The sequence below is a fragment of the Xanthobacter sp. genome, assembly GCF_041911315.1.
Taxonomy (GTDB): Bacteria; Pseudomonadota; Alphaproteobacteria; order Rhizobiales; family Xanthobacteraceae; genus Xanthobacter; species Xanthobacter aminoxidans.
This window is the reverse complement of record NZ_JAYRPE010000034.1, coordinates 102,063-113,888: the sequence shown is the minus strand read 5'-3', so window position 1 is coordinate 113,888 and position 11,826 is coordinate 102,063. Positions and strand designations below refer to the sequence as shown.

General features: G+C 67.0%; 10 protein-coding genes. 9 read left to right on the top strand and 1 reads right to left on the bottom strand.

Annotated elements, in window-relative coordinates:
• Positions 1–193: 193 nt before the first annotated feature.
• The 9 genes from ACE3QW_RS11505 to ACE3QW_RS11465 all read left to right on the top strand — a co-directional run bounded on the left by ACE3QW_RS11505 (position 194) and on the right by ACE3QW_RS11465 (position 11,417).
• On the top strand, positions 194–1,708 hold the full coding sequence (locus tag ACE3QW_RS11505) for a tripartite tricarboxylate transporter permease (RefSeq protein ID WP_024280342.1): 1,515 nt from the start codon (positions 194–196) through the stop codon (positions 1,706–1,708).
• A 389-nt stretch (positions 1,709–2,097) separates the two neighbouring features.
• The gene (locus ACE3QW_RS11500; RefSeq protein WP_051679355.1) at positions 2,098–2,733 is read left to right on the top strand and encodes a GntR family transcriptional regulator; all 636 of its coding nucleotides are present in this window, start codon (positions 2,098–2,100) and stop codon (positions 2,731–2,733) included.
• Positions 2,734–2,773: 40 nt separating this feature from the next.
• Positions 2,774–4,534 carry an oxalyl-CoA decarboxylase gene (oxc, locus tag ACE3QW_RS11495; RefSeq protein WP_374251618.1) on the top strand — a complete coding sequence of 587 codons (1,761 nt, stop codon included), beginning with the start codon at positions 2,774–2,776 and terminating at the stop codon, positions 4,532–4,534.
• A gap of 140 nt (positions 4,535–4,674) precedes the next feature.
• Positions 4,675–5,952 carry a formyl-CoA transferase gene (frc, locus tag ACE3QW_RS11490; protein WP_029555271.1) on the top strand — a complete coding sequence of 426 codons (1,278 nt, stop codon included), beginning with the start codon at positions 4,675–4,677 and terminating at the stop codon, positions 5,950–5,952.
• Between the two features lie 87 nt (positions 5,953–6,039).
• A complete protein-coding gene (locus ACE3QW_RS11485; RefSeq protein ID WP_374251617.1) occupies positions 6,040–6,483 on the top strand; it encodes a PAS domain-containing protein in 444 nt (147 codons plus the stop codon).
• 130 nt (positions 6,484–6,613) lie between these two features.
• Positions 6,614–7,867, top strand: coding sequence for a formyl-CoA transferase (gene frc, locus ACE3QW_RS11480; protein ID WP_168459886.1), 1,254 nt, complete (start codon positions 6,614–6,616; stop codon positions 7,865–7,867).
• 470 nt (positions 7,868–8,337) lie between these two features.
• Entirely contained in the window at positions 8,338–9,540 is a 1,203-nt protein-coding gene (sucC, locus tag ACE3QW_RS11475) for an ADP-forming succinate--CoA ligase subunit beta (RefSeq protein WP_374251616.1), read from the top strand.
• On the top strand, positions 9,540–10,424 hold the full coding sequence (gene sucD, locus ACE3QW_RS11470) for a succinate--CoA ligase subunit alpha (RefSeq protein WP_374251615.1): 885 nt from the start codon (positions 9,540–9,542) through the stop codon (positions 10,422–10,424). The genes sucC and sucD overlap by 1 nt, the downstream gene beginning before the upstream one ends.
• 219 nt (positions 10,425–10,643) lie before the next feature.
• Positions 10,644–11,417, top strand: a complete 774-nt coding sequence (locus tag ACE3QW_RS11465) for a fumarylacetoacetate hydrolase family protein (protein WP_374251614.1) — start codon at positions 10,644–10,646, stop codon at positions 11,415–11,417.
• 21 nt (positions 11,418–11,438) lie between these two features.
• Here ACE3QW_RS11465 and ACE3QW_RS11460 read toward each other — a convergent pair whose 3' ends face one another.
• Complete coding sequence (locus ACE3QW_RS11460; RefSeq protein WP_024280333.1) at positions 11,439–11,690, bottom strand: GlsB/YeaQ/YmgE family stress response membrane protein; 252 nt, start codon at positions 11,688–11,690, stop codon at positions 11,439–11,441.
• Between the last annotated feature and the right edge of the window lie 136 nt (positions 11,691–11,826).

Sequence of the window (11,826 nt, the reverse complement as noted above, 5' to 3'; positions counted from 1 at the left end):
GCGGTCCCGCCCGCGCGCCCCGCCTCCGGGGCCGCGGGAGGCGACAGACGATCTCCGCCCGGCCCCGCCCGGCGGACCCACGGGCGATGCGACGCCCATCCATCTTTTCGAGACCATCGACGCACAACAGGCAACGCGCCCGACCCCGCGCGAGCCGCCACAGAAGCGGCCGGGGGGCGCAACGGAGGACCCCGTGGAAGCGCTCACGTCACTCATCGGAGGGTTCGGTGTCCTCGCCGACCCCATGAACATCGTCTACATGTTCGTCGGCATCTCGCTCGGCGTCCTCATCGGCGTGCTGCCGGGGCTGGGCGGCGCCAACGGCGTCGCCATCCTGCTGCCGCTCACCTTCTCCATGTCGCCGGTGTCGGCGATCATCATGCTCTCCTCCATCTATTGGGGAGCCCTGTTCGGCGGCGCCATCACCTCCATCCTGTTCAACATTCCCGGCGAGCCCTGGAGCGTGGCCACCACCTTCGACGGGCATCCCATGGCCCAGAAGGGGAAGGCCGGCGAGGCGCTGACGGGGGCCTTCACCGGCTCCTTCATCGGCGCCTTCTTCGCCGTGCTGCTCATCACCTTCCTCGCGCCGGTCATCGCCAAGTTCGCGCTGCAGTTCGGCCCGGCCGAATTCTTCGCCGTCTACCTCCTCACCTTCTGCTCGTTCGTCGGCATGGGTAAGGAGCCGCCGGCCAAGGTGATCGCGGCCATGATGCTCGGCTTCGCCCTCGCGGCGGTGGGCATCGACACGGTGACGGGCCAGCTGCGCATGACCTTCGGCTCGGTGGAGCTGCTGCGCGGCTTCGACTTCCTGGTGGCGGTCATCGGCCTGTTCGGCGTGGGCGAGATCCTGCTCACCATGGAGGAAGGCCTCGCCTTCAAGGGCAAGAGCGCGTCCATCAATCCCAGGGTGGTGCTGCACACCTGGGCGCAGATCCCCAAATACTGGGCGGGCCTTCTGCGCTCGGCCATCGTCGGCTGCTGGATGGGCGTGACCCCCGGCGGCGCGACGCCGGCCTCCTTCATGAGCTACGGCCTCGCCAAGAAGTTCTCGAAGAACGGCCGCAACTTCGGCAAGGGCGAGCTGGAAGGCGTCATCATGCCGGAGACGGCGGCCCACGCCGCCGGCACCTCGGCGCTGCTGCCCATGCTCACCCTGGGCATTCCCGGCTCGCCCACCGCGGCGGTGCTGCTGGGCGGCCTGCTCATCTGGGGCCTCCAGCCCGGCCCGCTGCTGTTCGTGGAGCAGAAGGACTTCGTGTGGGGCCTCATCGCCTCGATCTACCTCGGCAACATCGCCGGCCTGATCGTGGTGCTGACCACCGTCCCGATCTTCGCGGCCATCCTGCGCATCCCGTTCAGCGTGATCGCGCCCATCATCCTCGTGATCTGCGCGGTGGGTGCCTACACGGTGCACAATGCCGGGCTCGACATCGCCGTCATGCTGATCTTCGGCGTCATCGGCTACCTGTTCAAGAAGCTCCAATATCCGCTGGCCCCGCTGGTGCTGGCCCTGGTGCTCGGCGACATGGCCGAATCGTCGTTCCGGCAGGCCATGCTGGTGTCGCAGGGCCACCTCTCCATCTTCTGGTCCAACCCGCTGGTGGGCTCCATCGTCACCCTCGCGCTGGTGATGCTGGTGTGGCCGCTGGTGTCCAAGGTGATGGCCCGCCTCAACGGCGGGAAAGAGGCGGCGGCCGCCGAGTGAAAGACGGCGGGCGGGATAGCCAAAGGCCAATGAGCCCGGCTCATGGGCCTTTGGTCCAGCCCGCGCGGCGCCTGAGCGTGGCCCTCTCGGCCTCGGACAAAGACCGAGGCCGATGGAACAACAGCCTCCGCCCGCATCGCTTTTCCGGGCCGTTGACCCTGGGTCGTGCTGCGACGCGCAATCGAATTCCCGGCGGACGGGATTGATATGGCGCAATGAACACCGTATACAGTATTTCACGGATGAGGAACGCCTCGACAGAAGGCGGCCGCTTCCAGGGAGAGGAAGTCCAGGTCGTGCAGACGCCCGTGCATCAGACGCCCGCGCTTGAGGTCGTTGATCCTCCGAAGCTCAAGGTCGAGCCTCTGGAGGCCGCGTCCAGCCTGCGCATGCTGGCCTACGAGGCCCTGAAGCGCGCCATCACGCAGATGGACATCTACGGCTCGACCACCGAATTCCGTCTCGACGAGCGCCAGCTCTCCGAGACGCTGGGCGTCTCGCGGACCCCGATCCGCGAAGCCATGACCGTTCTGGAGCAGGAGGGCTTCGTGCGCTCCGTTCCGCGCCGCGGCATCTTCGTGGTGCGCAAGACCAAGCGCGAGATCCTCGACCTCATCGTGGTCTGGGCGGCGCTGGAGGCGATGGCGGCGCGCCTGGCCGCGACCCACGCCTCCGACAGCGAGATTGCGGGCCTGCGCCGGCTGTTCCACGAGTTCGAGGCGCAGCCCCTCGCCAGCCACATGAACGAGTATTCGGAGGCGAACATCGCCTTCCATCAGGCCGTGATCCGCATGGGCGGGTGCCGGCTGATCGTGGACATGACGGAGAACCTGTTCCTGCACATGCGCGCCATTCGCGCAGTCTCGGTGCGGCAGGAGAACCGGCACGAAATCTCCATGCGGGAACACATGGCGATCATCGATGCGCTCGAGACAAGAGACCCAGATCTCGCCGAGCGCCTGGTGCGGGAACACACCATGGGCCTTGCGGCTCATGTGGAACGGCACGGCGTCTTCCCCGAATAGGCCGGTCACAGGCCACGGAACGACGCCCTAGGAGATCCTCATGGCTACGGCGGAAAAGTCCAAGATCGAAGACAACGTGGTGCACATCGACCCGGCCGCCGAGGCCGAGCGTGAGCTCACCGACGGCTTCCACCTCGTCATCGATGCCCTGAAGCTGAACGGCATCGAGACCATCTACGGCGTGCCCGGCATCCCGATCACCGATCTCGGCCGCATGTGCCAGGCCGAGGGCATCCGTGTCATTTCCTTCCGTCACGAGCAGAATGCCGGCAACGCGGCGGCGATTGCGGGCTTCCTCACCAAGAAGCCCGGCATCTGCCTCACAGTGTCGGCCCCCGGCTTCCTCAACGGCCTGACGGCGCTGGCGAACGCCACCACCAACTGCTTCCCGATGATCCTCATCTCCGGCTCCTCCGAGCGCGAGATCGTCGATCTCCAGCAGGGCGACTATGAGGAGATGGACCAGCTCGCCATCGCCAAGCCCCTGTGCAAGGCCGCCTTCCGCGTGCTGCACGCGGCGGACATCGGCATCGGCGTCGCCCGCGCCATCCGCGCGGCGGTGTCGGGCCGTCCCGGCGGCGTCTATCTCGACCTGCCGGCGAAGCTGTTCGGCCAGGTGATGGATGCCGAGGCCGGCGCCAAGTCCCTCGTCAAGGTGATCGATCCCGCCCCGGCGCAGATCCCGGCCCCGGCCGCGGTGGACCGCGCCATGGAACTGCTCAAGGGCGCCGAGCGTCCCCTCGTCATCCTCGGCAAGGGCGCGGCCTACGCGCAGGCCGACGACGAGATCCGCGCCTTCATCGAGAAGAGCGGCATTCCCTTCCTGCCCATGTCCATGGCCAAGGGCCTGCTGCCGGACACCCATCCCCAGTCCGCTGGCGCGGCGCGCTCCACCGCGCTCAAGGATGCCGACGTGGTCCTGCTGGTGGGCGCCCGCCTCAACTGGCTGCTCTCCCACGGCAAGGGCAAGACCTGGGGCGATGCCCCGAAGAAGTTCATCCAGGTGGACATCGAGCCCAAGGAGATGGACTCCAACGTCGAGATCGCGGCCCCCCTCGTCGGTGACATCGGCTCGGTGATCGCCGCGCTCAACGCCCGCCTCGACGGCTCCTGGAAGGTCCCCCCGGCCCAGTGGACCGAGACCATCCGCACCAAGAAAGAAGCCAACATCGCCAAAATGGCGCCGAAGCTTCTGAAGAACTCGGTGCCCATGGACTTCCACTCGGCCCTCGGCGCGCTGAAGAACGTCATCAAGGAGCGTCCCGACGCGCTGCTGGTGAACGAGGGCGCCAACACCCTCGACCTCGCCCGCGGCATCATCGACATGTACGAGCCGCGCAAGCGCCTCGATGTCGGCACCTGGGGCGTGATGGGCATCGGCATGGGCTTCGCCATCGCGGCGGCGGTGGAGAGCGGCAAGAAGGTTCTCGCGGTGGAAGGCGACAGCGCCTTCGGCTTCTCCGGCATGGAGGTGGAGACCATCTGCCGCTACAACCTGCCGGTCACCATCGTGATCTTCAACAACAACGGCATCTACCGCGGCACCGACACCGACCCCACCGGGCGTGATCCCGGCACCACGGTGTTCGTCCCCGGCGCGCGCTACGACAAGATGATGGAAGCCTTCGGCGGCGTGGGCGTGAACGTCACGTCCCCCGACGAGCTCTATCGCGCGGTCAGCGCCGCCATGGACAGCGGCAAGCCCACCCTCATCAACGCGGAAATCGATCCGGCTGCCGGCTCCGAGAGCGGCAACATCGGCTCGCTGAACCCGCAGAGCGTGGTCAAGAAGAAGAAGTGAGCGGCGCCCGGCGCATGAGCCGGTGCCACTCATGATGCAAGGCTGGTCGGCGGGGCCTCAGGTCCCGCCACCCAACCCGACGACCTAAAATAATAAAAGTAAAACCGGGAACGAAAACAGAGCGGAATTGTGAGGATACGATGGGCAAGGCACTAGAGGGGGTCCGCATCCTGGACTTCACCCACGTTCAGTCCGGACCGAGCTGCACGCAGCTGCTCGCCTGGTTCGGCGCGGACGTCATCAAGGTGGAGCGTCCCGGCGAGGGCGACGTGACGCGCGGCCAGCTCCGCGACGTGGACGGCGCCGACAGCCTCTATTTCACCATGCTCAACTCGAACAAGAGGTCGATCACCCTCGACACCAAGAACCCCGAGGGCAAGGCCGTCCTCGAGCAATTGGTGCGCCAGTGCGACGTGCTGGTCGAGAATTTCGCGCCGGGCGCGCTCGACCGCATGGGCCTCACCTGGGAGCGCCTCTCCACCATCAATCCGCGCCTCATCCTCGCCTCCGTGAAGGGCTTCGGCCCCGGCCCGTTCGAGGATTGCAAGGTGTATGAGAACGTCGCCCAGTGCGCGGGCGGCGCCGCCTCCACCACCGGCTTCCGCGACAGCCTACCCATGGTCAGCGCCGCGCAGATCGGCGACTCGGGCACCGGCCTTCATCTCGCGCTCGGCATCGTCACCGCGCTGTTCCAGCGCGAGCACACCGGCCGCGGCCAGCGCGTCCTGTGCGCCATGCAGGACGCGGTGCTGAACCTCTGCCGGGTGAAGCTGCGCGACCAGCAGCGCCTCGCCAACGGCCCGCTCAAGGAATACAGCCAGTTCGGCGAGGGCATCCCGTTTGGCGACAGCGTGCCCCGCGCCGGCAATGACTCCGGCGGCGGCCAGCCCGGGCGCATCCTGCGCTGCAAGGGCTGGGAGCACGATCCCAACGCCTACATCTATTTCATCACCCAGGCTCCGGTCTGGGAGAAGATCTGCGACGTCATCCACGAGCCCGAGTGGAAGACCGACCCGAACTACGCGACGCCGGCCGCGCGCCTGCCGCACCTCAACGAGATCTTCACGCGCATCGAAGCGTGGACCATGGCCCACACCAAGTTCGAGGCCATGGAGATCCTCAACAAGTACGACATCCCCTGCGGTCCCATCCTCTCCATGAAGGAGATCGCCGAGGACCAGTCGCTCTACGCCACCGGCACGCTGGTGGAGGTGGAGCACCCGATGCGCGGCACGTATCTGACCGTCGGCAACCCCATCAAGCTCTCGGACAACCAGGTCGAGGTGGAGCGCTCGCCACTGCTCGGGGAGCACACCGAAGAGGTGCTCGCCGGCGTGCTCGGCCTCGCCCCCGACCGCATCGACGCCCTGCGCGCGTCGGGCGCCATCGGCACCCCCCGCCGCATGGCGGCGGAATAAGCAGCATACGCCTCGGGGCGGCGGTCCTCAGGGGGCCGCCCCATCGCCGGCGACGGCGGGAGGTGACAGGTTCGAAAGGAAGACGTGATGAGTGCGGCCCTCGATCTTGCTCAGCTGATGGATGCCGTGGCGGACGCCATCGTGGTCTGCGACAAGGCCGGCGCCATCGCGCTCTGGAATCCGGCGGCCGAGCGCATGTTCGGCTTCACGCCGGACGAAGCCATGGGGCAGTCGCTCGACATCATCATCCCGGAGCGCCAGCGCCAGCGGCACTGGGACGGCTATCACGAGACCATGCGCACCGGCGTCACCCGCTACGGGACGACGCTCTTGCGCGTGCCGGCCATCCACAAGGACGGCCACGCCTTGTCCATCGCCTTCACCGTCGCCCTCCTCGTGTCCGAGGCGGGCGTGCCCACGCACATCGTCTCGGTCATCCGGGACGAGACGACGCGATGGAAGGAGGAGCGCGACCTTCGCAAGCGCCTCGCGGACGCCGAGACGCAGATGAAGGCGGCATCCCAAGCATGAGAGACCGGGCAAACCGGCGGGTGAAGCCGGCGGCGGCCCCGTGCCGTGACGCCGGAAGGTTTCGGGACTGCGGATGCCTCGCGTGACGCCGTCCCGCTGTCGAAGACCAGTTTTTGAAAAGGGAACGCAAATGACCAGCAAGCCGTTGGAAGGCATCAAGATCATCGACTTCACGCACGTTCAGGCCGGCCCCGCCTGCACGCAGCTCCTCGCCTGGTTCGGCGCGGACGTCATCAAGGTGGAGCGTCCCGGCTCGGGCGACGTGACCCGCAACCAGCTGCGCGACATCTCCAATGCCGACGCGCTGTACTTCACCATGCTGAACTCCAACAAGCGCTCCCTGACCCTGGACACCAAGACCCAGGAAGGCAAGGAAGTGCTGACGAAGCTCATCAAGGAGAGCGACGTCCTCGTCGAGAACTTCGCCCCCGGCGCGCTCGACCGCATGGGCTTCACCTGGGAGCACATCAACGAGCTGAACCCGGGCATGATCGTCGCCTCGGTGAAGGGCTTCTCCGACGGCCACCACTACGAAGACCTGAAGGTCTACGAGAACGTGGCGCAGTGCGCCGGCGGCGCGGCCTCCACCACCGGCTTCTGGGACGGCCCCCCCACCGTGTCCGCGGCGGCGCTCGGTGACTCGAACACCGGCATGCACCTCGCCATCGGCATCCTCACCGCGCTGCACGCCCGCAACAAGACCGGCAAGGGCCAGAAGGTCGCCGTGTCCATGCAGGATGCGGTCATCAACCTCTGCCGCGTGAAGCTGCGCGACCAGCAGCGCCTCGACCGCGTGGGCTACCTCGAGGAGTACCCGCAGTACCCGCACGGCACGTTCTCGGACGTGGTTCCGCGCGGCGGCAACGCGGGCGGCGGCGGCCAGCCCGGCTGGGTGCTGAAGTGCAAGGGCTGGGAGACCGATCCCAACGCCTACATCTACTTCACCGTGCAGGAGCAGGCCTGGGGCAAGGTGGCGGAAGCCATCGGCAAGCCCGAGTGGATCAACGATCCGGCCTACAACACCGCCCGCGCCCGCCAGGACAAGATCTTCGACATCTTCGCGGTGATCGAGGCGTGGCTCGCCGACAAGACCAAGTTCGAGGCGGTCGACATCCTGCGCAAGTTCGACATCCCCTGCGCTCCGGTGCTCACCATGAAGGAGATCGCCGAGGACAAGTCCCTGCGCGAGAGCGGCACCATCGTGGAAGTCGATCACAAGCAGCGCGGCAAGTATCTGACCGTCGGCAGCCCGATCAAGTTCTCCGACATGAGCGTGGAAGTCACCGGCTCCCCGCTGCTCGGCGAGCACACCGATGAGGTGCTGGCGGAGCTCGGCTATTCCCCCGAGCAGATCAAGTCCATGCACGAAGGTCGCGTGGTCTGATCTGAGGGATTGAAGCCTGCGCGGGCTCGCAGCGAACGTCATGGCCGGGCTTGTCCCGGCCACCCACGTCGCGACGACGGCGCAGTCTTCCGAAACCTGATCCCGGCCGTCCCACGTGGATGGCCGGGACAAGCCCGGCCATGACGCCGAAACTGTTTGCGTCCGAGGTCGGATCGTCCCCGTGGATGATCCCTGTCATTCCCGGCCTTGCCCGATGCGCTGAGCGCTCCGGCCGCCGGCTTCACGCCGCCCCTGAGGGGAGAGGCGATCTTTCGTCCGCAAGGACGGTCCGCAAAATTCACCTCGCCGAGTGCGTCACGCCTCGCGCTTCTATTGGCGCCCCCACTGGCGTCGTGTCGCACTGGAGCGTGCGCGCGATTGGGTGCAGACTGCGACTTTCGTCGCAATGGGCAGCCAAAGCGCACCTTGAGCCGCGGCAAACGCGGCCCTCGACGAGGGAGGAAACCCCGATGAACATTCACGAATACCAGGCCAAGGCCATCCTCCGCGATTTCGGCGTGCCGGTCTCCCGCGGCTTTCCCGCCTTCACCCCCGAAGAGGCCGAGGCTGCGGCCAGCAAGCTGGGCGGCATCGCCTTCGTGGTGAAGGCGCAGATTCACGCCGGCGGACGCGGCAAGGGCAAGTTCAAGGAGCTGCCCGAGGGCGCGAAGGGTGGCGTCCGCGTGGTGAAGACCGCCGCCGATGTGAAGGCCAATGCTGCCGAGATGCTCGGCAATACGCTCGTCACGCTGCAGACCGGCGCGGACGGCAAGCAGGTGAACCGCCTTTACATCGAGGAAGGCGCGCTCATCGACAAGGAATTCTACCTCTCCATGCTGGTGGACCGCGTGACCTCGCGCGTCGCCTTCGTGGTCTCCACCGAAGGCGGCATGGACATCGAGGAGGTGGCGCATTCCACCCCTGAGAAGATCCACACCTTCTCCGTGGACCCGGCCACCGGCGTGCAGCCCCTGCACGGCCGCAAGGTGGCGCAGGCCCTCGGCCTCACCGGCGATCTCGCCAAGCAGGCCGGGGCGCTCACCGCCAACCTCTACAAGGCCTTCACCGAGAAGGACATGAGCCTTCTGGAGATCAACCCGCTGGTGGTGACGAAGGACGCGCGCCTCGTCTGCCTCGACGCCAAGGTGGGCTTTGATTCCAACGCGCTGTTCCGCCACTCGGACGTGGCCCAGCTGCGCGACGAGAGCGAGGAGGATTTCAAGGAGATCGAGGCCTCGCGCTACGACCTCTCCTACATCGCGCTCGATGGCACCATCGGCTGCATGGTCAATGGCGCGGGCCTCGCCATGGCCACCATGGACATCATCAAGCTCTATGGCCGCGAGCCCGCCAATTTCCTCGACGTGGGCGGCGGCGCCACCAAGGAGAAGGTGACGGCGGCCTTCAAGATCATCACCGCCGATCCGAATGTCGAGGGCATCCTCGTGAACATCTTCGGCGGCATCATGCGCTGCGACGTGATCGCCGAGGGCGTCATCGCCGCCGTGCGGCAGGTCGGCCTGAAGGTGCCGCTGGTGGTGCGCCTCGCCGGAACGAATGTGGACGAGGGCAAGAAGATCATCCGGGAGTCCGGGCTCAACGTGATCCCCGCCGATGATCTGGACGATGCGGCGCAGAAGATCGTCGCGGCCGTGAAGAAGGAAGCTGCGTGATGTCCGTGCTGATCGACGCCAACACCCGGGTCATCACCCAGGGCTTCACCGGAAAGAACGGCACGTTCCACGCCGAGCAGGCGATCATGTACGGCACCAAGATGGTCGGCGGCACCTCCCCCGGAAAGGGCGGCTCGGTGCATCTCGGCCTGCCGGTGTTCGACACCGTGCTGGAGGCGAAGGAAGCCACCGGTGCCGACGCCTCGGTGATCTACGTGCCGCCGGCCGGCGCGGCCGATGCCATCCTGGAAGCCATCGACGCGGAGATCCCGCTTATCGTCTGCATCACCGAGGGCATCCCCGTGCTCGACATGGTGAAGGTGAAGCGGGCGCTCTCCGGCTCCAAGAGCCGCCTCGTGGGTCCGAACTGCCCCGGCATCGTGACGGCAGGGCAGGCCAAGATCGGCATCATGCCCGCCAACATCTTCAAGACGGGGTCCGTGGGCGTGGTCTCGCGCTCCGGCACGCTGACCTACGAAGCCGTGTTCCAGACCACCCAGGAAGGCCTCGGCCAGACCTCGGCGGTGGGCATCGGCGGCGACCCGGTGAAGGGCACGGAATTCATCGACGTGCTGGAGATGTTCCTCGCCGACCCCAAGACCCAATCGATCGTGATGATCGGCGAGATTGGCGGTTCGGCCGAGGAAGATGCGGCGCAGTTCATCGCCGATGAGGCTCGACAAGGCCGCAAGAAGCCGATGGTGGGCTTCATCGCCGGCCGCACGGCCCCTCCCGGCCGTCGCATGGGCCATGCCGGCGCCATCATCTCCGGCGGCAAGGGCGGCGCCGAGGACAAGATCGCGGCCATGGAGGCGGCGGGCATCCGCGTGTCGCCGTCCCCCGCGCGCCTCGGCAAGACCCTCGTCGACGTGCTGAAGGGCTGAGGGCGGGCCCCGTGCCCCGGACCAGCGACGGCGATAGCCGGAGCGCCGATCCGGGGTCCAGGGGAAAGTTCGGCGAAGCCGGCACTTGCTTCAACTGCGCAGGATCAAGCCGCCTTCGGCGAGGTCCTTGCGCTGGGCCACAGCTCTCCTTCCACTTCGTTGCAGTCGGCCGAGGCACGAGGGCGGCTCGCCCCCAAACAATCACCAGAGGAAACACCCATGACCACCTGGCTGCGCTTCGCCGCCGACGGAAAGACCGGCTTCGGCACGCTTCAGGGCGACACCATCGCCGTGCACGAGGGCTGCATGTTCACCGGCGCCACCGCGACCGGCGCGACCGTGAAGCTCGCCGACGTGGCGCTGGAGGCGCCGTGCGCCCCCTCCAAGATCGTCGCGCTGTGGAACAACTTCCATGAGCTGGCGGCCAAGCTGAAGGTGGCGGAGCCCGCCGAGCCGCTCTATCTGCTGAAGGCGACCACCTCCGTCTCCGCGCCCGGCTCGGTGGTGCGCCGGCCGGCGTCCTATGAGGGCAAGACGGTCTATGAGGGCGAGCTGGGCATCGTCATCGGCAAGACGCTGACCAACGTGTCCGAAGCGGAAGCCGCGGCCGGCATCTTCGGCTACACGGTGGTCAACGACATCACCGCCGCCGACATCCTCAATCGCGACCCGACCTTCCCCCAGTGGGCGCGGGCCAAGGGCATCGACGGCTACGGCCCGTTCGGTCCGTGGATCGTGACGGATTTCGACCCCGCCGCGGCGCGCGTGCGCACCATCCTCAACGGGCAGGAGCGGCAGAACTACCCGCTCGCCGACATGATCTTCCCGCCGGCGCTGCTGGTGTCGCTCCTCTCGAAGGAAATGACCCTGAACCCCGGCGATCTCATCGCCTGCGGCACCTCGGTGGGGGTCGGCACCATGAAGGAGCCGACCAACACCATCGAGATCGAGATCGCCGGCATCGGCACGCTGGTGAATACCTTCGTGCAGTGAGCGCCGGTCAGGGCCGGGCGGTCAGCCTCTGACCGCCCGTGCGCCGGCAATGAGGATGCAGGCCCCCACGAAGCCGGCGACGAGATAGCCGAGCCAGCCGGCGAAGCCCACGCCCAGCAGCCCGAACAGGAAGCTGGCGATGGCGGCGCCGATGATGCCGAGGATGATGTTGGTGAAGAGGCCGGTGTCGCTCTTCATGAACATGGAGGCGAACCACCCGGCAAAGCCGCCGATGATGATGGCGGCGATCCAGCCCACTTGCGCCTCTTGCATGGTGTCCCTCCGATATACCGCCCCGCTCGCGTGGGGGCGCGGAGGAAACGGTACAGCAGGCCAACGGTTCCGGCCACGCTCGCGAATGACGTGGGCAGCGCACAAAAAAGCCGCCCGGAGGCGGCCTTTTCAGGAT